22 protein-coding genes are annotated in these 24,186 nt (G+C 53.7%); 13 read left to right on the top strand and 9 right to left on the bottom strand.

What is annotated here, in order from left to right:
• Positions 1-87 precede the first annotated feature (87 nt).
• From TRICHSKD4_RS18280 to TRICHSKD4_RS18270, 3 genes are all read left to right on the top strand, one after another.
• Positions 88-1,662, top strand: coding sequence for a diguanylate cyclase domain-containing protein (locus tag TRICHSKD4_RS18280; RefSeq protein ID WP_009468393.1), 1,575 nt, complete (start codon positions 88-90; stop codon positions 1,660-1,662).
• Positions 1,663-1,748: 86 nt separating this feature from the next.
• On the top strand, positions 1,749-3,098 hold the full coding sequence (locus TRICHSKD4_RS18275; RefSeq protein WP_009465529.1) for an IS5 family transposase: 1,350 nt from the start codon (positions 1,749-1,751) through the stop codon (positions 3,096-3,098).
• 3 nt (positions 3,099-3,101) lie between these two features.
• Positions 3,102-3,365, top strand: a complete 264-nt coding sequence (locus TRICHSKD4_RS18270) for a diguanylate cyclase domain-containing protein (RefSeq protein WP_009468392.1) — start codon at positions 3,102-3,104, stop codon at positions 3,363-3,365.
• Here TRICHSKD4_RS18270 and TRICHSKD4_RS18265 read toward each other — a convergent pair.
• From TRICHSKD4_RS18265 to TRICHSKD4_RS18240, 6 genes are all read right to left on the bottom strand, one after another.
• Entirely contained in the window at positions 3,362-4,042 is a 681-nt protein-coding gene (locus TRICHSKD4_RS18265) for a hypothetical protein (protein WP_040617094.1), read from the bottom strand. The two genes, TRICHSKD4_RS18270 and TRICHSKD4_RS18265, sit on opposite strands and share 4 nt — an antisense overlap.
• 84 nt (positions 4,043-4,126) lie before the next feature.
• Positions 4,127-4,882: a polysaccharide deacetylase family protein gene (locus tag TRICHSKD4_RS18260; protein WP_009468390.1), complete on the bottom strand. Its 756-nt coding sequence runs from the start codon at positions 4,880-4,882 to the stop codon at positions 4,127-4,129.
• Positions 4,879-6,033 (bottom strand): glycosyltransferase family protein, encoded by a 1,155-nt coding sequence (locus tag TRICHSKD4_RS18255; protein ID WP_009468389.1) that lies wholly within the window; start codon positions 6,031-6,033, stop codon positions 4,879-4,881. Before TRICHSKD4_RS18255 ends, TRICHSKD4_RS18260 begins: the two co-directional genes overlap by 4 nt.
• 4 nt (positions 6,034-6,037) lie before the next feature.
• The gene (locus TRICHSKD4_RS18250; protein ID WP_009468388.1) at positions 6,038-7,150 is read right to left on the bottom strand and encodes a glycosyltransferase family 4 protein; all 1,113 of its coding nucleotides are present in this window, start codon (positions 7,148-7,150) and stop codon (positions 6,038-6,040) included.
• Between the two features lie 15 nt (positions 7,151-7,165).
• Positions 7,166-8,386 carry a glycosyltransferase family 4 protein gene (locus TRICHSKD4_RS18245; RefSeq protein ID WP_009468387.1) on the bottom strand — a complete coding sequence of 407 codons (1,221 nt, stop codon included), beginning with the start codon at positions 8,384-8,386 and terminating at the stop codon, positions 7,166-7,168.
• A 48-nt stretch (positions 8,387-8,434) separates the two neighbouring features.
• Positions 8,435-9,655, bottom strand: a complete 1,221-nt coding sequence (locus TRICHSKD4_RS18240) for a glycosyltransferase family protein (RefSeq protein WP_009468386.1) — start codon at positions 9,653-9,655, stop codon at positions 8,435-8,437.
• 231 nt (positions 9,656-9,886) lie between these two features.
• On the opposite strand from TRICHSKD4_RS18240, the gene TRICHSKD4_RS18235 reads away from it, so the two are divergent.
• The 8 genes from TRICHSKD4_RS18235 to modC all read left to right on the top strand — a co-directional run bounded on the left by TRICHSKD4_RS18235 (position 9,887) and on the right by modC (position 18,980).
• Positions 9,887-12,481 (top strand): ABC transporter ATP-binding protein, encoded by a 2,595-nt coding sequence (locus tag TRICHSKD4_RS18235; protein ID WP_009468384.1) that lies wholly within the window; start codon positions 9,887-9,889, stop codon positions 12,479-12,481.
• A gap of 87 nt (positions 12,482-12,568) precedes the next feature.
• On the top strand, positions 12,569-13,012 hold the full coding sequence (locus tag TRICHSKD4_RS18230; RefSeq protein WP_009468383.1) for a cyclic nucleotide-binding domain-containing protein: 444 nt from the start codon (positions 12,569-12,571) through the stop codon (positions 13,010-13,012).
• 78 nt (positions 13,013-13,090) lie between these two features.
• Positions 13,091-13,921: an MBL fold metallo-hydrolase gene (locus TRICHSKD4_RS18225; protein ID WP_009468382.1), complete on the top strand. Its 831-nt coding sequence runs from the start codon at positions 13,091-13,093 to the stop codon at positions 13,919-13,921.
• A gap of 136 nt (positions 13,922-14,057) precedes the next feature.
• Positions 14,058-15,410 carry an adenylate/guanylate cyclase domain-containing protein gene (locus tag TRICHSKD4_RS18220; protein WP_009468381.1) on the top strand — a complete coding sequence of 451 codons (1,353 nt, stop codon included), beginning with the start codon at positions 14,058-14,060 and terminating at the stop codon, positions 15,408-15,410.
• A 129-nt stretch (positions 15,411-15,539) separates the two neighbouring features.
• Positions 15,540-16,307 (top strand): SDR family NAD(P)-dependent oxidoreductase, encoded by a 768-nt coding sequence (locus tag TRICHSKD4_RS18215; protein ID WP_009468380.1) that lies wholly within the window; start codon positions 15,540-15,542, stop codon positions 16,305-16,307.
• Between the two features lie 80 nt (positions 16,308-16,387).
• Complete coding sequence (gene modA, locus TRICHSKD4_RS18210; protein WP_009468378.1) at positions 16,388-17,215, top strand: molybdate ABC transporter substrate-binding protein; 828 nt, start codon at positions 16,388-16,390, stop codon at positions 17,213-17,215.
• Positions 17,212-17,901: a molybdate ABC transporter permease subunit gene (modB, locus tag TRICHSKD4_RS18205; protein WP_009468377.1), complete on the top strand. Its 690-nt coding sequence runs from the start codon at positions 17,212-17,214 to the stop codon at positions 17,899-17,901. The genes modA and modB overlap by 4 nt, the downstream gene beginning before the upstream one ends.
• Positions 17,898-18,980, top strand: a complete 1,083-nt coding sequence (modC, locus tag TRICHSKD4_RS18200) for a molybdenum ABC transporter ATP-binding protein (RefSeq protein ID WP_009468376.1) — start codon at positions 17,898-17,900, stop codon at positions 18,978-18,980. Before modB ends, modC begins: the two co-directional genes overlap by 4 nt.
• A gap of 21 nt (positions 18,981-19,001) precedes the next feature.
• Here modC and TRICHSKD4_RS18195 read toward each other — a convergent pair whose 3' ends face one another.
• From TRICHSKD4_RS18195 to TRICHSKD4_RS18185, 3 genes are all read right to left on the bottom strand, one after another.
• On the bottom strand, positions 19,002-20,186 hold the full coding sequence (locus tag TRICHSKD4_RS18195; protein WP_009468375.1) for a lytic murein transglycosylase: 1,185 nt from the start codon (positions 20,184-20,186) through the stop codon (positions 19,002-19,004).
• Between the two features lie 119 nt (positions 20,187-20,305).
• Positions 20,306-20,674 carry a hypothetical protein gene (locus TRICHSKD4_RS18190; protein ID WP_009468374.1) on the bottom strand — a complete coding sequence of 123 codons (369 nt, stop codon included), beginning with the start codon at positions 20,672-20,674 and terminating at the stop codon, positions 20,306-20,308.
• An 86-nt stretch (positions 20,675-20,760) separates the two neighbouring features.
• Positions 20,761-21,615 (bottom strand): SH3 domain-containing protein, encoded by an 855-nt coding sequence (locus tag TRICHSKD4_RS18185; RefSeq protein ID WP_208993128.1) that lies wholly within the window; start codon positions 21,613-21,615, stop codon positions 20,761-20,763.
• A gap of 593 nt (positions 21,616-22,208) precedes the next feature.
• Between TRICHSKD4_RS18185 and TRICHSKD4_RS18180 the strand changes: the two genes are divergently transcribed.
• Both TRICHSKD4_RS18180 and TRICHSKD4_RS18175 read left to right on the top strand, forming a co-directional pair.
• Entirely contained in the window at positions 22,209-23,270 is a 1,062-nt protein-coding gene (locus tag TRICHSKD4_RS18180; RefSeq protein ID WP_009468372.1) for an ABC transporter substrate-binding protein, read from the top strand.
• Between the two features lie 184 nt (positions 23,271-23,454).
• Positions 23,455-24,186, top strand: a 732-nt coding sequence (locus tag TRICHSKD4_RS18175) for a branched-chain amino acid ABC transporter permease (RefSeq protein ID WP_040617093.1), incomplete at its 3' end; no start/stop codon positions are given.

The raw sequence follows: 24,186 nt of genomic DNA, 5'->3' as shown, positions 1-24,186 counted from the left end.
TCGTGGTGAGGGCGACAATCGTGTTGGAATACAGTTGTTTGGCGCTGTCGTCACTTTGGACAGCGCGCGGGGGAGTGTGTTGAGCCGATGCTGAGAGATGTCAGGATCACATTGAAGTTTCCGTTGGTGATGATTTGCTTCGCCTTGCTGGCGGCACTCGTGACGGGGATCGTGGCCTATCTGCAAGCAACATCTGCGCTCCATGACGAGGCGAAATCGAAACTCTATGCGCTGTTGGAATCGCGAGAGCATGCGTTATCGCGATATTTTGAAACCATTGAAAACGAACTGGTTTTTCATACACAAAGCCCTTTGATCCGTAACTCGTTTGCCGAGCTGAATACGGCATGGGAGCAGATCGACGGCGAAAAGGAAGCCTATCTTCAAGAGAAATACATCCTGAAGAACCCGTATCATGACGGGCAGAAATTCAAGTATCTGGTAGCGCCGGACGGCTCTTACTACAGTGCGTTGCATGAGAAGTATCATCCAACCTTCAATACACTGATTGTGACAGCAAATTTCTACGACATCTTTTTCATCAATCCTGATGGCAATATCATCTACACTGCGCTGAAGGAAAATGACTTTGCAACCAATGTTTTAACTTCGAATAAGTCTTCCGCACTTGCTCACGCTTTCGAACTGGCGGTTCAAAACAAAAACAAGCGGCAACCGGTCTTCTCTGATTTCCATCCTTATGCACCGAGCAATGACGCGCCTGCCGGTTTTATTGCAAAGGCTGTGTTTGATGATAATCACGAGCTTCTGGGCGTGCTGGCGTTTCAAATTTCGATTGAAATGATCAATTCCATCATGCAGGTCACAGCGGGAATGGGAGAGACAGGGGAGACCTATCTGGTTGGTGCTGACAAGACCATGCGCAGCGACTCGCGCTTTTTCGCCAACAGCATCTTGACTCGCTCCGTCGATACGGCGTCGGTCCGGCTTGCCCTTTCTGGGGAAGAGGGCGTTCAAGTCACGGACGATTATCGGAATATCCCGGTTTATTCAGCTTACAAACCCTTGGATATCATGGGCGTGCGTTGGGCTGTTCTGGCCGAGGTCGATGAAGCGGAAGTTGTGAAGCCGGTTAGTCAGCTAAGTCGGTATCTGGTCGTGATTGGGATTGCTCTTGGCGTGTTGATCGCGGTGCTTGGTAATATATTGGCAACGGACCTCTCATCACCCATCCTGTCGATGGTAGGCACAATGCAGCGGTTGGCTGCAAATGATTTGAACACGAATGTCTCCGTTTCAGACCGAAAAGATGAGGTCGGCCTTATGGCGGCAGCGCTAATTAGCCTTAAGGAATTTGCAACTGACCGGGAATTGTTGAGACAACAGCTCTCTCATATGGCCAATCATGACGCCCTAACGGAGCTTCCAAACCGAAAGGCTGCGCTGGAGCATCTTGAGGCCTTGGTCGAGGACGCGCAATCAAACCCGCGGACATCCGTTTCCATTCTCTTTTGCGATCTGGACGGCTTCAAGGCGGTGAATGACCAATTGGGCCACGATTTTGGCGACGAGGTGCTCAAAACGATCTCCAAGCGCTTCCGTATCTGTCTGGATGAAGGGGATTTTCTCGCGCGTCTTGGCGGAGACGAATTTCTTGTGGTGCTTCATCATGTAGTTCGCGCTGAAAAACCCCTTAACTGATTGAAGAGTATGGATACCCATTGGGTTTTGGATGTGTGAATATGCCGGTTAGTTGATCCGAAGCACGCATTTTCTGGCATATTCTCATGAGACCTTCAAAACGCAACAAACGGTGTGGCGATCTGTTCAAGGAACGCCTGGCCGCAATCATCGATATGAACCATTCGTTGGTGCGGCTGTCTGGTCTGATGCCTTGGGATGAATTTGATGCGGAGTTCGGCAGGCATTATCGCCCCTTGGGACGACCGGCCAAACCAACGCGTCTGATGGCCGGGCTGCACTTTCTCAAGCACATGTACGATCTTTCCGATGAAGAGACGGTTGAGCGTTGGGTTGAAAACCCCTACTGGCAGTCTTTCTGCGGTTTTGAGTTTTTCCAGCACCAATTCCCCATTGATCCCTCAACCATGACCCGCTGGCGCAAACGGATTGGTCCTGAGGGAATGGAAAAGCTTCTTTCTGCTACGGTAGGTGTTGCGATTGAGAGCGGGACGATCAAGAAGAGCAGCCTTGAGCGGGTCTTGGTTGATACGACCGTTCAACCCAAAGCCATTGCCCATCCCACCGATAGCCGTCTTTATCACAAGGCCTTGCAGCTTCTGGTGCGCCAGGCCAAGAGGGCCGGCATCATCTTGCGTCGCAGCCATACCAGAGTTGCCAAAAAGGCGGCCTTGATGGCGGGCCGTTATGCCCATGCCAAACAGTTCAAGCGGATGCGCCGGGAACTCAAAAAGCTGAAGACCTATCTGGGCCGGGTCTATCGCGACATCTCCCGCAAGATCGCAGGCAACGAAGGTCTTGAGCACCGGTTCTCCCGTCTGCTGGGACTGGTGGAGCGGCTTCTGGCCCAGACCCCCAAGGACAAAAACAAGATTTATTCCATGCATGCGCCGGAAGTGGCCTGTATTGCCAAGGGCAAGGCGCGAACACCTTACGAGTTCGGGGCCAAGGTTGGCATTGCCACGACCAATCGGGAAGGATTGGTTCTTGCGGCGAGGGCTTTTGAGGGCAATCCCTATGATGGGCACACCTTGAATGACACCATCAGTCAGGCTGAGAAAGTCTGCGGCACCAAAGCTGAGCGTGTCTATGTGGACCGTGGCTATCGGGGGCATGATTATGAGGGCGACGCCAAGGTCATGATCTCCGGCCAGAAGCGCGGGCTGACGGCACAGATGAAGCGTGAGCTGAAACGACGATCAGCGATCGAGGCCACCATCGGCCACATGAAAACAGATGGACGACTTGACCGGAACTTCCTCAATGGCAAAAATGGCGATGCCATCAACGCCCTGCTGGCCGCAGCCGGTCATAACCTGCGTCTGATCCTCAATGCACTGATCATTTTGCTGCTCTGGATCACAAACCCCATCCCCAAACCGGTCAAATCGAATATTTGCGTATTGCTTCGGCCACGCGCAACATCAATGGCTTAGACGTTGTTCAGGGCGGACCATGTAAAGGATGATGACAGTGTTGTCCGCAAAGCCCGTGCCATCATCGGCGCGCTGGATACGCCATTTGGCCGTGACGGTCTTCCGGTCAGCCTCGGCGTGAGCATAGGCATTGCAAGCTATCCGAACGACGGCAAGAAGGTCTCATCGCTTTTGAAAAGCGCAGATTCGGCTATGTATCTTGCCAAGTCCGGCGGCAAAAACCGTTTTGCCTATGCTTCAGACTTGAAGCAAATCGAGGCGGTTTAATCCTGTTTTCGCCGCTTTTCATGATTGCCTGTATCTTTGTTATCGTTTTGGCCGAAGTTGCCGTGTGTCTCCCAAGTGGTATCGGGCTGTTCGCTTGTATGCCGAGCATGCAGCTCAAAAAACGTTTTGCCTAAACCTGTATTCTCTTTGATCGTAGGATTGTTCCAGTAGTATTCGTAAGTTGATATATGTTCATCGAATTCTTCTAGTCTAATAGATAATCCTCCGATCGGGTATAATAGGAGATTGGGTTCTTTTAATTTCAGGAATGGCTTGTACAAGTTCAAGAAATTATGATTCAAATTTCGTTTTTCGTTAGTTGATATAGCAATCAGGTAAACTCTGGCGAAGCTGAAGATTTTGATACTTTCGATTTCATTCCATCTAATGGGCTTATTGATTACCCTGGTGTCCAGAAACCCTTCCGGGCCGATTAAAATAGCAGGCGCCTTTGTGCGGAGAGACTTAATGCGCAATGGCAAAAGAAATAGGAAATATAACGACATGATAAAGGAGAGAATTACAGCTGGTATAGTTAGTATGCTAAATGGGCTTTCAATTACAACTTTAATTGCAAAAATAAAGAACAACATAAAAAAGGTTTCAATAATTAGTCTGAAGAAATGTGCGGTTGGTGAGACCTTGATTTCTATTGCTTTGTATGGGTCAAACTTCATTAGGCTAACCTCAAAATGCAATTGGTTTGGTCCAATTGCGATTTTAAAATGACCTAACGTTATTAGTGGTTTGGTGGTTAAAATTTAGAATAGGTTTTCTATTCGGGGCCACTTAGCGCCGTCGTGATGAGCTGCAATGGTGAGGAGTTCTTGAAGGAACTCGAAGCATCCTTCGTCATGGGAAAGGTGATGGGACAGGATGCCGAGTGGCTCTGATGGATTTGTCCGGCGCCGACACAATTGGAGTTCGAGGCGCAGGCGGGCGCTCTCCCAGCCGATAAAGCGCCTGTCTTTTTTCCATTTGATCATGTCAACATGAGACTGCACCTGTCCAGCCCGAGGAAAATTGTGCCATGTAAAGGTGGAAAGGCCTGTGAGGCCAATGGAGGGCAGGCGGCGAGAGATTTCGGGCGCGATCCGGTTCCATGGCGGAACCATTGCAGGGATAAACTTATCGCCAAACAGCGATTTTAGACGATCACGCCCTTGTGCCAGCTGGCCCAAAAGCTCGTCCGGGTCTCGGCGCGTGCCGAGTTCGGCTGCCTTTTCGCCAAGATCCTTGCGTTGAAAGTTCTTGTGCTGCCAGCCGTGTTGCAGCACCACAGCGTGAGGTTCATTTGCAAGGTGGGTGGCCAATGCTTCTGTCGCATTCTTCGGGATGACGGCAAGAGCCACGTCCACCTTATGGGTGTTGGCGATCAACAGCAGGCGGTCGAGGTCGTCCGTCGGCTCAATCGCATCATCATCACGCCACCAGAAGCGAACCTTCTTGCCGCGCTCGGCAAACCAGTCAAGATGGTCAGTCAAGTCTCGTCGAAACCGGGTGAGGTCCGCATTCATGCTGCGCGCTCTTTCAGGTCGTTGATCAGGATTTCAGCGCTTTGTTTCGCGCCGCCCAGCTGAACCTGGTGGTTTGAACGGGGCAGGGCAAGGGCATCATCAATACTTGCTGCCAATCGCTCCGGCGTCAGGTCTTTTTCAGCTGTTACAACAGCACGACCGTGGGCGGCGAGCGCTTCAGCTCGTTGGGCTTGTTCCGTTTCGTTGATTTGCGCAAAGGGAACAAAAACAGCCGGAATCCCCGCTTTCAGAATATCGAGAACGGTGTTGTAGCCGGCCTGACTGACGGACAATCGCGCACGTTTCAACAGGCCTGGAAAATCCTTTCGTGCGCGTTCGACGATCACGCCGCTGGAAGCGCTTTTTTTCAGAATTTCAAAGGCGTTATCGGACACATCGTGGCCCACAAGAATGCGCCAAAGGGTGTCTTCTGCGCGCCGGGAAAGAGGGCGCGCTTCGAGCGCTGCAGACAGCAGCGCATCTGCAACCGCGCCACCACCGCAAGAAATAATCACTTCGTCGACACCCACACCATCCGGCGGTTCGGGACGATCCCCACCGCCGACATAGCCGGTATAACGAACCAAATGCTCCACCTTGTCCGCGAATGGAAAACTGTCTGCCAGTTGCACGAAATCCGGATCGGAATGAATGAGAATGCGGTCGTAGAAGGTAAGGGCCTGATCGGCCATCCATTCCTCTTTCCAGAGTTCTTGCTTACGAACCAGAATATCGCGGATTGACGTTGCGATCATCGGTGGATGGGAGCAGGTCTTGGCAGCTTTGAGCAATTCGCTCAATTCAAACTCGAAGTGCCGACGTCCAAATGGATAAGTTTCCGTCAGGAGGAGGTCGAACCGATCGCTCTGAAAGGCTTCAAGTGTTGATTCAACGCGGGTCTTTTTCCAAGCTTCGTCAAAATCTTCATTGTCTAAAGTGACAAGGCGCTTGAAGCTAGCATCCGGGCTGCGCACTGCCGGCAAATTGACGATGGTCAGATCGCCGGTGTCGAGTGTCGGCGGTAATGTGTTGCCGGTCGCCAATGTCACTTTTGCGCCCTTTGCCATCAAGGCCTTGCCAATGCTGGCCGCGCGCACTGCATGCCCGGTTCCCAGAAGGTGCTGCACATGAATGAAAACGTTGAAGGGCATGGGTTTAGGAAGGTGTCCGGCGAGAATGGTTGGCAATGGCGGCAGTTAGAAAGCGGGTCAGTCTGTCTGCGCCAGCTTTCAACGTATGATTGGCGTTTACATGGTCAAGAGCTGATTTGCCCAGTGCACGGCAGAGGTCCGGGTTTTCAATCGCACGCCTCAAGTTTTGGGCGAAAGTCTCGACATCGCCTTCTTTTGACAAAAGGCCGGACTTTTCGTTCTGTACGATATCGGGCACCCCAAATGTATCACCTGCGATAACGCCCAAACCGCTTGCCTGCGCTTCCAAAAACACAAGGCCAAATGCCTCGCGAATGGCAGGCCAGACGAAAAGGTCGTGGGCTGCATACTGCGCGGGCAAGTCTTCTGGCGGCAGGGCTCCGAGCCAGGTGATCCGATCTTGCGGGAAAAGGGAGAGAACGTGCTCTCTGGTTTCGCCGTCGCCAATTATGGTCAACTGCCAGGGCAAATCAGCAATGCGGTTCAGGGCAGCTGCTAGAACCTCATAGGATATTGTCTTGTCCCCGGGCCGCATCATGCCAACAGTGAGCAGCTTGAGGGGTGTCTCAGCTGACCGCGTTTTTGTAGCGGCTTCGAAAGGAGTGGTGTCTATGAACGGCAACATGATCGAAAGGTGGTCGTCGTTCAAAACTGGGCTAAGGCAACCAGCATCAGCATTGTGAAGTGCCCCGACCATATCAGCTCGCTGCAATGCCTTGTCCGCTTCCGCAAAGCCAAAGGCCCAGTCACCGGTCTGGCGTTTGGGAGCGCGGCTTGCCTCTAAAATCGCGTAAGGAAGGTCGAACCGCTCAGCCAATCGTGGCCCAATCCAGTCTGGGGCTTTGTGATAAAGATGATAGGTCAAAAAGACATCGGGCTTGCTGCCGGATTGCTCCCAGCTCTCGGCAATGCGGTCAGCTTCTCGCCATGCGTCGTCGCGAATGGCGCGCTGAACCTCTTCACTTGCGGTTTTTGTCCAGCTGCGAAAGTTTGAGACGATGTCGACCTCATGCCCACCTGCTTTCAGTGCCTGAACAAACAACCGCCCCATGGTCCGATCCCCGGATGGAACCGGATGATCAAGAGGTTTCATCGGTGATGTGAAGGCTACTTTCATGGGCTAGTCCGTCTGTCAGAGCACCTTTTTGAATTTTTCGGTCAGTTGGTCGAGACCCGGCGCGCTGGCAAAGTGATGGCGGACGTGATGCGCGGCAGACTTGCCCATCTTGTTTCGTTCCTCTGGGGCTTCAATGAGTTTTTGAAGGGCCGCGCCAAGTGCTTTTGGGTCTGCGGGCGGAACGAGCATTCCGGTTTCTCCGGAGATTATGAGTTCCGGGATGGCGGACACCGAGGTGGACAAGCAGCAAATGCCCATCGATTGCGCTTCCATCAAAACGTTTGGCAGACCATCGCGATCGCCGGATTTCGCCAGCTTGGATGGTAGGACGAAGAGGTCGGACATTTGACAGGTCTTGATGACCTCCTCACGGGGCTGGGCACCGCGCCAGGTGATCCGCTCACCAAGCCCAAGCGCATCGGCCTGAGCCTTGAGTGTGTCTGACAGTTCGCCGCCGCCAATATGGGTGAAATGCCAGTTCAGCGTTTCAGGCAGGCTTTTGAGCGCTGCAAGAAGATCATCATAGCCCTTTTTTTCTACCGCGCGCCCGACTGAAACCAGCCGAACCGGATCTGCTGTTCCATCTCGGCGGGGAGGATTGTCGGCGGGGTCCGGGAAGCCGGAAAAATCGAGGCCATGATACACCAGCTCGACCTTCTCCGGGTTTTGGGAGAGGGACTTCAGATGATCGACATTGACTTTGGTGCAAGTCACGCCCCAAGCGGCATCATCTAGCTTTGTCCGCAGGTCCCATTCTTCGCTGGTCCAAATGTCTTTGGCGTGGGCGGAAAAGGACCAACTCTTACCGGCCAGATGTGCAGCGTACCGCGAGACCGAGCAGGGGGTGTGCAAATAGTGGGTGTGGATCCACGAAATGTCTTCAGGAAGCTCATGAGCAAAGACGCAACCCTGTGCCCAACGTCGTTGTCGGCCTGCATTGCTTTCTTGAGCAAAGTCCTTGTCGAACAGGGCTTTGGCTTTTTCATAAGTGGGCTGTTCTTCGGCCCAGCGCTTCGCTCGCGCCACTCGGGCCGGGTCATCTTTCACATATTCCGGCAGATACATGACGTCTGCAGAGATTTTCCGATGCAGGTCATGGATGTAAGGATCATAAGGCTTGCGCAAGGCTACGATCAGGATCGGAATGCCACGTTGTTCCAGCCCGAGAATTTCCTGAGCAATAAAAGTTTCGGAAAGGCGAGGATAGCCTTTCACCACGACGGCGATGCGGGACATGGCAAGTCTCGATTAAGTAGGAGCGGTTCGACAGGCGATCCGGCTCACTTAGAAATTGACAATCTGGCGGGGGAGGTCTTCGGCACGGTTTTCTTCAAGGATTTCGCCAACGCGATCACCAATGAGGTCCAGACCAAGCATGAGGTTCTCGATACCAGCTGCTGATGGGCATGGAGCATGGGGAAGTTCCGCCAACGCTTCAGTCATCAAGTGTGGGTCCGGGTATTTGTCGATCGGCAGAACCTTCAACAGACCTCGCTCTTCAGCGCGGGCGGCCCGTATGGCTTGTTCGCGGCGTGGAACGATGCGCGGAACCATCAAGGTGGGCTTGTCGAAGGACAGGATCTCACAGAACGTGTTGTAACCGCCCATTCCGACAATTGCCGTGGCGCTGGCAAGGTAGGGTTCGATTTGAGGCGTAAAGCGCAGAATTTCAACGTCGCGCAGATGTTCAGCGCGTTCGGTAAACTGCGTGACGGCCGCTGCCGGCATGAAGGGACCAAGAATGATCAGGGCAGGGAACAATGGCCGACTGTGCGCTTCGTAGGCACGCATGACCCAGTCCACCATTTCCACGCCATCGCCGCCGCCACCCGGTGTTACAAGAATGTAGGGTTGCTCCCCAAATGGAGCAGGCAACGCTGCGCCTTCCGCGTTTTCAGGCAAGTGTCGCCGCAAATACCCGGTATAGCGAAGTTTCTCCGGAACACCATTGGGAAGGTCTATGCCTTCAACCGGATTGCAAACGCCTTCAGGGCCATAAACCCAAATCTCGTCATACAGATCCTTGAGCGCAGGCATGACAGCTTTGCGTTCCCACTCTTGTGCCAGAATTTCGGGATCGTCCATGACATCCCGAAGTCCGAGTACAAGCTTGGTCTTGGTGTGCTTCAATGCTTCCAGAGTGCCAAGAACCTCGCCGCGTAGCCCCAGGGGCTCCTTGTCGACGATAAATATATCCGGTTCAAACACCTTCGCCGTGTGCTCGATGATGGACGAGCGAATTTCCAGCGTATGCTCAATGTCCAGGTGCAAGGAAAGCGGCGTGTATTCGCCGTCCCGCAATTTGATGACACCTGGAATGCGGACGAAATCTACGCGGGAGCGAAACTCGAAGCTGCCAATGATCGGCGAACCCGAGAGGATCAGAACAGAAAGCTCGCCGTAGGCTTTGACAAGGGAATGCGCGATTGCACGGCAGCGGCGTAGATGTCCCAGTCCGAAGGAGTCATGACTATAAATAAGGATCTTTGGCGATTTGGAACGCATACTTGGCTTTTTGGATTTCCTGGCACGTGTGCGGCCTTATGCACCGCCAAACGCCAAGTTGTCACGTCTTTCTGTGTCTGTTGAGAAGCCCACCCTTTCAAAACTGTGAGTGTGCGTCAATGGCTTATGAAACCTGCTGGGAGAATCGTGACTGGCACATTCCAACTTAATGGGTAATATTCCCGATCTGACTCGAGGGTCAGGCGGGCAGTATTCATTTCGGATGGCGCAATGGAAAAGAATCTCTTCAGTTTTATTTGGAAGTTCAGCTCGCGCCAGCAAATATTCATTTTACTTGTCACTGTATTATCCTATCCAGTCACGTATATACTGCTGGAGCTTCCGAAGCTGATCGTCAACGATGCTGTGCAGGGGGAGGGTTTCCCCAGGAGCATTTTGTCTTTCGAATTCGATCAAATCTCCTATTTGATTTTCCTATGCTTTTCATTTCTTGGACTTGTTGTCGTCTCGAACGGACTGAAGCTTTATATCAACGTTTATAAAGGACGTTTAGGCGAGCGCATGTTGCGCCGGTTGCGGTTTGAACTTTTTCAACGTGTGTTGCGTTTTCGCCTCCCTCATTTCCGCAAAATAAGCTCTGGCGAGATCATTCCGATGATCACATCGGAAGTGGAAGATGTTGGCGGATTTATCGGAGAAGCCTTCGCGCTGCCCGCCTATCAGGGCGGTATGCTGTTTGTGCAACTCGGCTTCATCTTCATGCAAGACCCGTTGCTTGGGCTTGCCGCCATCAGCTCATACCCAATCCAAGCATACATTATTCCCAAGCTTCAGCGGAAAGTTGTCTTGCTGTCCCGGCGACGGGTCAAAAATGTCCGTTTGATTGCGGACAAGGTCGGGGAGAGTATTACGGGCGTGCCCGAAATCCACGCAAATGATGCATCCGCGTGGCATTCCGCCGACCTGTCCGACCGGCTCTATGAGAACTTCAAGATCCGGTACGAGATCTTTAACCGGAAGTATTTCATTAAGTTTCTCAATAACTTCATGAACCAGCTGACGCCGTTCTTCTTCTACCTGATTGGCGGGTACCTGGTGATCGAAGGGGATTTGAGTATCGGCGCGCTTCTGGCGGTGATCGCGGCCTATAAAGATCTGGCCGGCCCATGGAAAGAGCTGCTGGCTTACTATCAGATGACAGCTGATGTCTCGGTCAAGTACCAGACCGTTGTTGAGAATTTTGATCCAGCTGACATCTATCCCGTCGAGCGCCTGACAGGTGATGAAACCGTCAAACTGGAGGGCGACATTGTCTTCCAGAATGTCACCTTCTCCGGCGGAGCTGCGGGGCAGGAGGTTTTTGATGCTTCTTTAAAAATCCCGGAGAACAGCAACGTTGCAGTCGTTGGCGGAGACGGCTCCGGACGGGCAGAGGTTCTGCAGCTAGTTGCGGGACTGGTTAGCCCATCTTCGGGGCGGGTGGAAATCGGCGGGCAAAATCTGGATCGCTTGAGTGAGGCAACCCTTGGGCGTGAAGTCGCATTTGTCGGCGGTTCAATCCACGTTTGGACAGGCACCATTCGGGACAACCTTTACTATGGCCTGCGCCACCGTCCGCTTGAAACCATTGAGCGGCAGGGTGAAGACTTGCGTGACTATCAGCGCCGGTTGAGCGAAGCCAAGGAAACCAAAAACCCAACTTACGACATTGCAGCAAGTTGGGAAGATTATCCGGCAGCTGGTGTCACGAATGCTGCTGAGTTGGATCAGAAAGCCCTGTCATTGCTGACCGCAGTGGGGCTGGATGCCGATATCTACCGCCTTGGCCTGCAGTCGCGTTTCGATCCATCGATGGATGATGCCTTTGCAGATCGTATCTTGTCAGTGCGCTCCACTTTGGCCAAACGGATTGCAGATGATCCGAACCTTGCCAATCTTGTTGAGCTTTGGAACCTCGACAGTTTCAATGCCAGTGCAACCTTGGCAGAGAACCTGTTTTTTGCCGTTCCAACAGACCCTGAAATGGGTATGGAGCAGATCCCTGATGTGCCGGAAGTCAAAGCCTTCCTTGCTGAGACCGGTCTTGATCTGAAGCTTCGAGAAATCGGCCTGAAGATTGCTGAAACCATGGTGGAACTCTTTGCCAACGTCTCTGGCGATAGTGGCTTGCTGGGAACCTATTCGTTTATCACGCAGGAAGATTTGCCGGAGTTTGATCGGATCGTCCGGGTCGCCAAATCCGGCAATCAACGCCCGGGCCTCAGTGACAACGATAAATCTCGTCTTGTCGGGCTTGCGTTCAAGTTGGTTCCAGCCAGACACCGCTTGGGCATCATGACCGACGAATTGAAAGCTGAGGTCATTGAGGCGCGCAAACAGTTCCAGCAACGCGTGGTTGGCAACAGCGAGAATTTTGTCGGTATTGATCCGGAGACGTATCTTCCGCCGCTTACGATTGAAGACAACCTTCTGTTCGGACGTGCGCGCGTTGATCGCCGGGATGCCCGCCAGCGGATCGATCAGGTGATCCGATCTTTGGTGGAAGAAATGGGGCTGCGGGAGCCAATCATGTATGCCGGGTTCGGGTATCATGTTGGGGTGGCCGGATCGCGCTTGTCTGCGGGGCAACGTCGCCGCTTGGCGCTTGTGCGCGGCCTTTTGAAAAACGCCCGGATCACCATCCTTGATGATATTGCGACCGGTCTCAATGATGAGGACCGTGAGCTTCGCGCCACTTTGAGAGAGCTGTTGGATGGACGCACCCTGGTGTTCGGTGTTCCCAATGAAGAGCTTGCAGCGGAATTTGAAGCGCATGCCGTGATGGATCAGGGGCGCATATCGTCAACCTCTCGTCGGAAGGCTTGAGTGATTGGTTTTAAAGTGCTTTTGTGGATGAAAAAGCCAACCGCATTTTGTTTGTTTCACAAATGACGCGTTGAGCGGGAGGTCGGAATGAGTTTGGAAACAGAAGTCGAAGCCTTGCGGCGCGTGCCGCTCTTTCGGGGCATCGACGAGACAAAACTGAGGTTGCTGGCGTTTATTAGTGATCGAACGGAGTATCAGCAAGGTGAGCGGCTGTGTATTCAGGGCGAACCGGGAGATTCTGCCTTCATCATCCTCAAAGGTACGGCAGACGTTCTTGTGAACACGCCGGATGGCGAAAAAACTGTCGCTCAAGTGGCGGAAAACAACATTGTTGGCGAGATCGCAATTATTTGTGATGTGCCCCGAACGGCCAGCCTGACTGCGGCTTCGGACATGGATGTCTTGACAGTTTCTAAGGACGACTTCTTGAAATTGCTTACCGAGTTTCCCGATATATCACTAGAGGTGATGAGAACACTTGCGCTTCGACTGGAGCGAACAACACGGGATTTGGCTGCGGCGCAACAATAGAAGTTTGGAGAGTGTCAACGCCTTTTCCGGATGATTTGGGTTGGCAGTATCTCCATTTCGAGGAAGCGAGGAACCTGAGTGTCTGAAGAGTTTTCCCTACGGTTCTGGGGTGTGCGTGGATCAACTCCAACGCCCGGCACCGGCACGCTTCGCTATGGTGGAGAAACCAGCTGTCTGGAAATTCGGGCAGGGAATGCGCGCATGCTGGTCGATTGTGGCTCTGGCGCTCGTAACCTTGGAATGGAGCTGTGTCAGAAAAAACAATCCGCTGACATGGATATTCTCTTCACCCACACGCATCTTGATCACATTTGCGGGTTGCCATTCTTTTGGCCAGCCTTTGACCCCGATTCCCAGATCAATGCATGGGCGGGGCACTTTGAAGAACCTGAGCTGAAACTGGCAGACGTGGTCAATCGCATCATGTCCCCGCCTGTATTCCCTCTGGCCGCAAAATCGCTGAAAGCGCTCTCGTTCTGTGATTATCAGGTTGGTAGCGAGTTGCCGGTTTGTGGCGATGCGACCGTGCGTACAATGCGTCTCAACCACCCGGGCGGAGCTTGTGGTTACCGCATTGAATTTCAAGGTAAAGTGATTTGCATCATCACGGACCATGAGCATGGAAACGTGGAGATAGATGCAAAGCTCCCCGGCTTCGTCGAAGGGGCAGACATCATGATTTATGATGCCATGTACACCGACGAGGAATATGAAACCTATATCGGCTGGGGCCACTCAACTTGGCAAAAAGCCGTTGAGCTGGCGCGCGAAGCAGAGGTGAAAACGCCTGTGCTTTTCCATCACGATCCGCGCCGTGTTGACGATGAACTCGACGAAATCGGAACAGCTGCCGCGGATGTTTATCCGGGCACGCTCGTTGCAAAAGAAGGACTGATCCTCAAACCGTGATCCCGGCATCACGGCGGATCACGTATCGGCAAGTGCCCTTGTTTTGCGAACCCAAAACACCGATCTTTGGTCTTATTTGACGCTGCGAAAAATCGGGGCGTTGGACGCAGCGACGATAAGGAGCATTGGCCAAGGTATGTCGGATGGGTCGGGATGGATTACCTATATTCTCCGCGGAGGACCGCCGGAAACCGGTATTCCGCAACGTGTGCGCGCCGAAATCCGCGAACGTGAAAATGCGTCCGAGCGCCTGATTTCATGGGTTCAACTCGGAATTGTCAGCCTGTTTTCAACGCTTTATCTGCTTGCGCCGCGTGCTGAAGGAGCAGATGGGTTTAATTTTGTACCGGTTGCTCTTGCGATTTATTTCGGTTTTACCGTCGTCCGACTGGTTCTGTCATATCGATTTGAACTGCCAACATGGCTGCTCCTGCTGTCCATTGGCGTCGATATGGCGTTATTGGTTGGGCTGATTTTCTCCTTCCATATTCAATACAACCAACCGCCGACCTTTTATCTCAAGGCACCAACCCTGATGTATGTTTTCATCTTCATTGGGCTTCGGGCTTTGCGGTTCGATCCCCGGTTTGTCTTGACCACTGGGCTTGTGGCCGTTGCCGGGTGGCTGGGCCTTGTCGGCTATGCTGTTCTGTCAGATATGGACGGCATGCATATCACGCGAAACTATGTGGAATATCTTACTGAAAACAGCGTTTTGATCGGGGCCGAGTTAGACAAGACTGTCGTCATTCTCACCGTGACAATTCTATTATCTGCAGCGCTCTTTCGGGGCCGCGAGTTGCTTTTCTCTTCCGTTCGTGACCACGCGGCCGCGTCCGATTTGAAACGCTTTTTCGCGCCGGAAGTTGCCGCCTCCATTACGGATGCGGAAAGTTCGCTGAAAGCCGGGGAGGGGACGGTTCGAGAGGCGGCGATCCTTTATGTCGACATTCGCGGCTTCACACGAACAGCCGACCAGTTGCCTCCGGATAAAGTGATGGCAATTCTGGCTGCGTATCAGGAAACGGCCATTGGCATCATCAAGGGGCATGGTGGCCGGATCGACAAGTTCCTTGGTGACGGGATTCTGGCAACCTTCGGTGCCGTCCATCCCTCGACCAGTTATGCTTCTGATGCGCTTTCTGCTGCTCAGGAACTGGTAACTGCAATTGCAGCCGAAGGGCTCCGGTTCAGGGAACTGGGATGGCCGAGAGACTTCCTGATCGGCACGGCGGTGTCTGCCGGGCCTGTGACCGTTGGCGTGGTCGGGTCCAGTGAACGATTGGAGTTCACCGTTATTGGGGATGCTGTGAACCGTGCCGCAAAATTGGAAGATGCCAACAAAGCCGAATGCTCCTGCGTTTTAACGGACGCGAGCACTTTCGATTTGGCTCTTGAACAGGGATACGACGGCACACCCGGTGAGCGGCGCATAATGCGTTCTGTCGCGGGATTGCGCGAACCATTGGATTTGCAGGTATTGGCCTGAGCGGCATTCAAAATGCTTGACCGAAGCAGGGTTTTTCGTCACCTTTAGGCTACGGAGTGACGTTTTCGTCAATCAATCTAAAAAAATCATTATATTATAATGATATAGAATTAAATCAATGAGGAATTCATGCAAATCGGTCAAGACACAGCTGCAATTGTAACTGGAGGCGCTTCCGGATTGGGAGCTGCAACAGCCCGCATGATGGCTGCTGAAGGGGTAAAGGTCACATTGTTTGACCGGGATGCGGAAAAGGGTGAGGCAACTGCCAAGGAAATTGGCGGTCTGTTTGTATCAGTCGACGTGACGGATCAGTCCAGCGTAGAAGCCGGGTTCAGGGTCGGTCGCGAGGCCCATGGTCAGGAACGCATTCTTGTGAACTGCGCTGGTATTGCTCCTGTTGCCAAAACCACATCGCGCGGTGAACCACATCCGATGGACATGTTTCAGAAGGTGATCGATGTGAACCTTGTGGGTTCATTCCGCTGTATTGCCATGGCGTCGACGGGAATGGCGGGGCTAGAGCCTGTCACTGAGGATGGCGGTCGCGGCGTTATCGTCTCCACGGCATCTGTTGCCGCGTTTGACGGCCAAATTGGGCAGGTGGCCTATGCTGCATCCAAGGCGGGGGTCGCAGGCATGACCCTGCCAATCGCGCGGGACCTTTCAAAATCCGGCATTCGTGTCATGACAATTGCGCCAGGCACCTTTGAGACGCCGATGCTGATGGGCCTGCCTCAAGAGGTGCGGGATTCTCTCGGCGCTCAGGTGCCGTTCCCATCTCGTCTTGGTAAGGCAACGGAATATGCCAAGATGGTTCGCGCTATTATCGAAAATGACATGCTTAACGGCGAAACCATCCGTCTCGATGGTGCCATCCGCATGGCACCGCGCTAAAGCCCTTCGTTTAGGCCATTGCCATTCGTGGTCGGTGCTGTAATTGTTGGCAAAATTCAGGTCAGCATAGCGGGATCGGCATGCAAATCATCAGGAAGGGCAGGCGTTTCGGGAGCAGGTTGATCCTGCTTCTTGGCGCTTTCCTGATGAGCTTCAACGCCTTGGGGCAAATGGCTGCCACCGCAAGGGTAGAAAGTGTAACGGTCTTTGCGGCCGCCAGCTTGAAAAACGTTCTGGAGGATCTGGCAGGCACGTTTGAAAAACGGACCGGCTACCAGATAGTCTTGTCCTTTGCTGGCTCGTCCGCTCTCGCCCGTCAGATTGAATATGGCGCACCTGCCGACATCTTTATCTCGGCCAATCGCGACTGGATGGACCAGCTGGAGAGCGGTCGGTATCTAGAGCCGGACAGTCGGTTCAATTTTGCAGGAAATCGACTGGCGTTGATCCGTGCAGGCGCACCGTCTGACACCAACCCGGCCGAAATCACATCCAAGTTTGATCTTGCCGGTGCGCTTGACGGCGGACAACTGGCCATGGCGCTGGTTGAAGCAGTACCTGCGGGGATTTACGGCAAGGCTGCTTTAGAACATCTCGGTCTCTGGCAGGGTGTTCAAGGACAGGTCGCGCAATCAAACAATGTGAGATCCGCAATGGCCTTAGTGGCGCTAGGAGCAGCATCACTGGGCATTGTTTATGAAACAGATGCCGCTGTTGAGCCCAACGTGACTGTTCTGGGCCGGTTTCCGCAGGATAGCCACCCTCCAATCCTGTATCCCGCAGCTGTGGTGGATGGGCGGGGCTCCAAAGCTGCGAAGGATTTCATGTCCTATCTCCAAAGCCTTGAGGCCCAAGCGTTGCTCAAGGCTCATGGTTTTTTGACTGTTGCTGGGGCAGTGGGCGGATGATGCTGAGCCCGGCGGAATGGCAGGCGGTTCACCTGTCGGTGCAGGTGTCTTTTTGGGCAACTCTGGTCAGCCTTCCGCTTGGAGTATTGACTGCTTATGCGCTTGCGCGGTGGTCGTTTCCCGGTCGTCAGCTTTTGAACGGGATTGTGCATCTGCCTCTTATTCTGCCGCCGGTGGTCACAGGGTATCTGCTTCTCGTTACCTTTGCTCCCAAAGCGCCCTTGGGCGGCTTCTTGGCAGAATTGGGCATCGTGTTTGCGTTTCGCTGGACGGGTGCAGCCCTCGCGGCAGCGATCATGGCCTTTCCGCTTATGGTCCGGGCTATTCGCCTTTCTATTGAGGCTGTTGACGTCAAACTGGAGCAGGCGAGTGCAACGCTTGGCGCTTCGCCGCCCTGGGTGTTTTTGACCGTTACGCTGCCGTTAATCTTGCCCGGTGTACTGGCGGGCAGCATTCTGGCGTTTGCCAAGGCTATGGGTGAATTCGGTGCGACGATCACCTTTGTGTCCAATATTCCAGGACAAACGCAGACCCTGCCAACTGCAATTTATGCATTTCTGCAGGTTCCGGGCGGCGAAAACTCAGCGCTGCGACTGGTGATCGTCTCCGTCATTGTATCCATGGGCGCGTTGCTCCTGTCCGAGATGCTGTCGCGGCGGGTCGCGAAGCGGGTAGGTGGCGTATGACGCTGTCGGTTCGCCTTTCCCATGACTTTGGTAGTTTTTCCTTGAAGGCCGAGTTTGAAGCGCCTTCAGGAATCACGGTGCTGTATGGCCGCTCTGGCTCGGGCAAGACAACCATCATTAACGCGGTAGCTGGACTCCTCAGCCCAAAGGCTGGGCGGATTTCGGTCGAGGATTGGGTACTGTTGGACAGCGAGGCCGGTACAAATCTTCCCCCTCATAAGCGGCGGCTTGGTTACATCTTTCAGGAAGGTCGGTTGTTCCCGCATTTGAATGTGCGTCAGAACCTTCTGTATGGCCGCTGGTTTGTTGGCCAATCTCAACAGTCTGCCGAGCTGGACCGGATTGTCGAGATGCTGGGCATTGGCCATTTGCTGGATCGGCGGCCTCAAAAGCTTTCTGGTGGTGAAAAGCAGCGGGTTGGGATCGGTCGGGCGCTGTTATCCAACCCGAAACTGATCCTTGCGGACGAGCCATTGGCCTCGCTGGATGAAGAGCGCAAACAGGAAATTTTGCCGTTTTTTGAACGTCTTCGGGACGAAGTGTCCGTGCCAATCCTTTATGTCAGTCATTCCCCCACTGAGGTCGGCCGATTGGCGACGACCGTGGTGGCCTTGGAGGATGGGAAAGTCGCCAAGCAAGGTCCGGCGGTTGAAGTTTTGGGCGATCCGATGGTGCTGCCTGCCGGTGCGCGGGCTGCCGGTGCATTGATTGAAGCTGTGGTGATTGCACACCACGAAGATGGTCTTTCTGAACTGGATGCTGGCGGTATCCGATTGCTTTTGCCCAAGGTGCCGGTGCCGACGGGGCACCGCTTGAGGGTCCGTATCCCGGCTCAGGACGTGATCTTGTCGCGTCAGGCACCTGAGGGCCTGTCTGCACTCAATATTTTGCCGGGAACCGTTGAGACGATCAGAAGCGGCGAGGGGCCGGGGGCGCTTGTCTCGGTCAAAACCCCGGCAGGCTCCGTTCTCGCCCGCGTGACCCGTCGTTCCGCCGATAGTCTTGATCTCGCCGAAGGCGTCTCTATCCACGCCATCGTCAAGACATTGGCTATTGCACCAGAAGATGTGGGTGGGTGAGGGCGAACCCACCGGTTTGTTTTATAGTTTGTTCAATAGTGTTGGGGTTGGCCAAGCGTCTGCCGGGAGGCCGAGCTTTTTCTGAACGTCCTGGACAGCGCCCCGTGTGCCAGCACCCAAAATGCCGTCGATCTTGCCAACGTCATAACCCATGGCGCGCAGCTTGGTTTGCAGTTGCTTCATTTGCGCGTCGTTCAGGCCCTTGTCCGGATTGCCCTTGTTGTAAACCGGTGCACCGCCAAGGCGGGTTGCAAAATAGGCCGCCGTCGTCGTGTAAACAAACGACTGGTTCCATTCGAGGTAAATATCGAAATTCGGATAGGCGAGGAAGGCGGGGCCTTTCCGTCCCTGCGGCAGGATCAGTGATGCAGGCAGATCCGTGCGCAGTTTGCCGGAACGTGCTGTGATGCCAAGGCGGGCCCAATCGGCCACCGGCATGGATGTTTTGAGACCTGTTTTGCTCCAGTCAAGATTGCCGGGAACCTTAACTTCCTGAAGCCATGGGTCACCACGTCGCCAACCAAGGTTCTGGATGAAAGCGCCTGCAGTCAGGATTGCGTCTTCCGCACTCTTTTTGAGAGTGACATGGCCATCACCATTGCCGTCCTTGCCGAACTTGATGATGTCTTCAGGTAGCATTTGCACCATGCCGATTTCCCCGGCCCAAGCGCCGGTGGTGCGGCGCGGATCAAGATCACCATGTTGCACCATTTCAATGGCTGCGATCAGCTGTGGGCGGAAGAGTTCCGGGCGACGGCAATCATGGGCGAGCGTTGCCAAGGCATTGACCGTGTTGAAGTCGCCTTGGACAGCACCGTAGTCCGTTTCCAGCGCCCAGAAGGCGGAGATCACAGGGGCTGGGACGCCATATTCCTTTTCGGTGCGGGCGAAGATGCCGGAATACTTCTTCATGTTTTTCGCGCCGTGCTGCATCCGGTGACCGGAGATCACGCGCTGGGAGAAATTTATGAAGGGCATTTTGAAGACGCCCTGTGAACGGTCTCGGGCGAGAACCTTGCGATCAATTTGAGCGCCAGACAGTGTTGCGTCGGCAGCTTTCGCAGAAAGACCTTTGGCAACGGCCTCCTTTTTCACTCCTGCAAGGAACTGGCGGAAATCGCCGCCGCATTGCTGAGCGAAAGCCGGGGCAATTGACAGGGTGAGAGCAAGAGCAGGAAGAAGCAAATGACGGCAAGGCAATGGCATGAGAATCCCTATTGGCAATTCAGTCTTGTGACTGCAAGTTGACTTGTTTGCACGCGCAACGTCAACCGATCCCGATCGGTTTCTCATCTGGACAAGTGTAATTGCTTTCCCGAAGTCGATTAGGGGCAACCTGGGCGCGCTGAGCCTGCTGAAATGCCGCCGGTTCTGGGGTCTCTCAGTGGGGCGTTGTAGCGTGCTGAAGATCCGCAATGACTGCGAATGTGACCTGCGCCCGGGATCGGTTGATTGGAAGTCGTGTTGCCTTGAACACAAAGCTGATAGGCCGTGTCGTAAAGCGCCTGCCAACCACCGGGTAGCGAACCAAGATTGTTTAGGACGCCAAGGGCGCCGCCAACTCGCGCACCGCGTTCGGCTCCACTTTGGCCTTCCCATTCCCCGCCAGTGACAGCACCTGCCATGCCGCCACTGACAGTGTCGCCAAGCAGACTGTCGTTTGCGTAACTGTTGCATATCGGTGCGTAGATCACGCAGTCCGTCCGCCAGCAAGAGCAGAGGAAGTTGGCAGAAGCAGCGCCAGCACAAATGGAAAGGTTCGGTGCAGGCGCGCCATTGGCTATCCCGCCCGGTCTACAAATCGGCGAGCCACATACCCGGTCTTGCTCTCAAATGTGATCGAGCACCACCACTTGTCGCAGGAATTGACCGTTACATTTGCGCCCGTTGGCACAACGGCCAGAACAGTAGAGCCGTTTTGGGCTGAACGGCGCATGTTAACGGCGGACGTTATCCGTCCGCTGGGGCCGTTGGCAGCTGTTGAAGTGGTTGCTTTGGGCTGGGTCTGAACTGGTTCTTTTGCGGGAGTGACCTTAGCCGTTCGCTCTGCTGATTGATTGATCGCCTCAGGTTCAGCTTTTTTGGGCGCAACGGCATCAAGTGCTGCCTGTGCTGGTGTGGTTGACTTGTTGTCGTCCGCATACCCGAGAGAGGTGTTGGGCCTATCAGGTTCGGAGATTGAGCTGGTGGTCAGGGCTGTTTGAATTGCCAGAACCTCGGAGGACGCCTGAGGCAGGGCCGCTGTTGTTTGTAGTTGCTTCAGCTGAGCCAGAGCTTCCTGCTTCAGCTGCTCTTCCAGATAGGACGTGTTATTCGCCACCACGCTGAAGATATCAACAAAACGGTCTGAGGGAGCTGGTTGCTCGATGGTGCTTGCGGCCAATTGCGCGGAAAGTGGAACGCCCATATCGGCGCTGGTGCGGATCACCTGCGTGACAGGTCCATTGGACGAGCTTGCAGCAGTGTTTTTATCTGGTCGGGCCAGATAGAGTGTGATCCCGGTCCCAACGATGACCACACAAAGTGAGGCTGTCAGCAAGCCACGAGCGATCGTTGAAAACGGGCCTTTGCCGCTGGCAATGTCTGAAGCTGCGACGGGATTAGTTGATGGTGCTCTTTCTGCTGGCTCAATCACAACATGAGCTTCGTCTGCCCAGCGAATTTGTTTGCGAGCCGGAGCTGGAGGAGCAGAAAAAACAGCAGGTTTACGGGGTGGTGTCGGGGTAAGTTTTGTGTCGGCCGGTGTCAATTTTTTGGAAGAACCAATATCAGAATCAGAGTTTTGTGATGATTTTAAATGGGAAGCAGGGCTGTTGTTTGGCTCTCGAATTAGCAACATGACTGAACCTTGCAGGTGCTTCTTGGCGCAAATTATCGATTATGGGACCGCATTTTGCGATTTCCGATTGCAGGTAACTCTCATACCTGCTCCGAAAAAAGGTCAAGAATGCGGCATGCGAATTTACGCAGGCGCAATAGTTGTGCCTTCCCCATGAAATGTCAAAACATGAAGGGGTTATCCCTGTCAATTTATACGAGGGTGTAACGATGTGAGGCTTGATGGCTCAAATCTAAAAGATTGTTTCGTTGCTCGAGGGGTTAACAGCTTCAATATTTTATGCTTAAAATACTTTTGGCGGGATTTTACATCCCTGACCCAACTATAAGTTAAGTTATCAATGATTCAGGTCGGACTGAACCGGCCCTTTCATCGAGGGGAGAACGTCTATGAAAAAAGTCCTGTCGGCATTAGCCGCATCTACCATCCTTTGCGGTGCTTCTGCTGCATCTGCAGACAGCTTGAAAATCGGCTTTCTGGCAACTTTGTCCGGTCCTCCCGCTGTTTTGGGGCAGCATATGCGTGATGGTTTCCTTCTGGGAGTGAAGGAAAATGATGGCAAGTTGGGCGGTTTGGAAACCGAAGTCCTTGTCGTTGATGACGAGTTGAAGCCTGATGCGGCGCTGACAAAGGTGCAGGGCCTTCTGGAGCGCGACAAGGTCGACATGATGGCGGGCGTTGTGTTTTCCAACGTGATGATGGCTGTCTATAAGCCAGTCATTCAGTCGGAGACGATTTTCGTTGGCGCAAATTCCGGTCCGTCTCCGATTGCGGGCAAGGGCTGTAGCCCATACTTCTTCTCCACCTCTTGGCAGAATGACCAGAACCACGAGGTGATGGGCAAGCATGCGACACAACAAGGCTACGGCAAAGTTGTTGTCATGGCCCCGAACTATCAGGCAGGCAAAGACGCGATTGCGGGCTTCAAACGCCACTATGAAGGCGAAGTTGCCGACGAGATTTACACCAAACTTGGCCAGCTCGACTTCTCAGCTGAACTGGCGCGCATTGCAGACGCCAAGCCGGATGCAATTTTCACCTTCATGCCGGGTGGCATGGGTGTAAATCTGGTCAAGCAATATGATCAGGCGGGTTTGAAGGGTGAAATCCCGTTCCTGTCTGCGTTTACAGTGGATGAAACAACCCTGCCGGCAACGCAGAATACCGCTGTTGGACTTTTTGCCGGGGCACAATGGGCTTCCAATCTGGACAACCCCGCCAACGCCAAATTTGTGGCTGATTTCAAGGCGGAGTATGGCTACGCACCGTCACTCTATGCTGCGCAAGGCTATGATGCTGCGCGGTTGATCGATGGCGCTCTGGAAAAGACGGGTGGAGACAAAAGCAAGGACGCCTTGATGGCAGCTTTGAAAACTGCTCCGTTCGAAAGCGTGCGCGGGGACTTCAAGTTCAATAACAACCAGTTCCCTGTTCAGACTTCTATCTTGTGAAAGCAGTTTCGAAGACGGGGCGTTTGTCACTGAGCGGTGGAGAAGTCTTTGACGATAAGACCGATGCTTACGCCGGCAAGTGCAGAATGTAAGCTAACTGCTTGGCTTTGGGCTAAAACCGGGCAGGGCGTGACCTGCCCGGTGGTCCAAACTTAAACTCAATGATCAAAATGGATATTGTGCTGTGAGCGCAACTCTTCTTGCTGTCCAGACACTGAACGGCCTTCAGCTTGGTGTGCTTTTGTTCCTGATCGCTGCGGGACTTACGCTCGTTTTTGGGGTGATGGACTTCATCAACCTGGCCCATGGGGTTCAATATATGCTGGGGGCCTACCTGGCTGTTGCCGGGTACCAGCTCACCGGGTCATTCTGGCTGGCGTTGCTGTTTGCGCTCATAGTCTCTTTGCTCGCGGGGCTGGCGCTTGAGTTTTTGATCTTCCGGCATCTTTATGATCGAGACCATCTGGATCAGGTGTTGGCAACCTTCGGTGTCATTATCTTTCTCAATGAAGCGGTGAAGGTGATATGGGGCGCGGCGCCCTTATCCTTGCCGATCCCGGCTGCATTCGATGGATCTTTCCAGCTCATGGATAATCTGCGGTATCCGATATATCGCATCGCCCTGATTGGCTCTGGCCTCGGTGTTGCCTTGCTTCTCTATGTTCTTGTAACACGCACACGCATCGGAATGCTGGTGCGGGCAGGGGCAACAAATCCGGACATGGTCGCAGCGCTGGGCGTCAATATCCGCCGTTTGTTCATGATCGTGTTTGGATTTGGAACAATGCTGGCAGGTTTTGCCGGTATCATGGCCGCTCCAATCCTGTCCGTTGAACCGGGCATGGGCGATAATCTCTTGATCCTCGCCTTTGTGGTGATTGTGATCGGTGGAATTGGATCTATTCGCGGGGCTTTT

The organism is Roseibium sp. TrichSKD4, assembly GCF_000148725.1.
GTDB lineage: Bacteria > Pseudomonadota > Alphaproteobacteria > Rhizobiales > Stappiaceae > Roseibium.
Note: the sequence above shows the minus strand (reverse complement) of the source record. Positions and strands in the feature narration are given on the sequence as shown.

Coding starts and splice junctions, on each gene's coding strand:
- TRICHSKD4_RS18280 (WP_009468393.1), top strand. CDS start 88: ATGCTGAGAGATGTCAGGATCACATTGAAGTTTCCGTTGGTGATGATT.
- TRICHSKD4_RS18275 (WP_009465529.1), top strand. CDS start 1,749: ATGAGACCTTCAAAACGCAACAAACGGTGTGGCGATCTGTTCAAGGAA.
- TRICHSKD4_RS18265 (WP_040617094.1), bottom strand. CDS start 4,042: ATGAAGTTTGACCCATACAAAGCAATAGAAATCAAGGTCTCACCAACC.
- TRICHSKD4_RS18260 (WP_009468390.1), bottom strand. CDS start 4,882: ATGAATGCGGACCTCACCCGGTTTCGACGAGACTTGACTGACCATCTT.
- TRICHSKD4_RS18255 (WP_009468389.1), bottom strand. CDS start 6,033: ATGCCCTTCAACGTTTTCATTCATGTGCAGCACCTTCTGGGAACCGGG.
- TRICHSKD4_RS18250 (WP_009468388.1), bottom strand. CDS start 7,150: ATGAAAGTAGCCTTCACATCACCGATGAAACCTCTTGATCATCCGGTT.
- TRICHSKD4_RS18245 (WP_009468387.1), bottom strand. CDS start 8,386: ATGTCCCGCATCGCCGTCGTGGTGAAAGGCTATCCTCGCCTTTCCGAA.
- TRICHSKD4_RS18240 (WP_009468386.1), bottom strand. CDS start 9,655: ATGCGTTCCAAATCGCCAAAGATCCTTATTTATAGTCATGACTCCTTC.
- TRICHSKD4_RS18235 (WP_009468384.1), top strand. CDS start 9,887: ATGGAAAAGAATCTCTTCAGTTTTATTTGGAAGTTCAGCTCGCGCCAG.
- TRICHSKD4_RS18230 (WP_009468383.1), top strand. CDS start 12,569: ATGAGTTTGGAAACAGAAGTCGAAGCCTTGCGGCGCGTGCCGCTCTTT.
- TRICHSKD4_RS18220 (WP_009468381.1), top strand. CDS start 14,058: ATGTCGGATGGGTCGGGATGGATTACCTATATTCTCCGCGGAGGACCG.
- TRICHSKD4_RS18215 (WP_009468380.1), top strand. CDS start 15,540: ATGCAAATCGGTCAAGACACAGCTGCAATTGTAACTGGAGGCGCTTCC.
- modA (WP_009468378.1), top strand. CDS start 16,388: ATGCAAATCATCAGGAAGGGCAGGCGTTTCGGGAGCAGGTTGATCCTG.
- modB (WP_009468377.1), top strand. CDS start 17,212: ATGATGCTGAGCCCGGCGGAATGGCAGGCGGTTCACCTGTCGGTGCAG.
- modC (WP_009468376.1), top strand. CDS start 17,898: ATGACGCTGTCGGTTCGCCTTTCCCATGACTTTGGTAGTTTTTCCTTG.
- TRICHSKD4_RS18195 (WP_009468375.1), bottom strand. CDS start 20,186: ATGCCATTGCCTTGCCGTCATTTGCTTCTTCCTGCTCTTGCTCTCACC.
- TRICHSKD4_RS18180 (WP_009468372.1), top strand. CDS start 22,209: ATGAAAAAAGTCCTGTCGGCATTAGCCGCATCTACCATCCTTTGCGGT.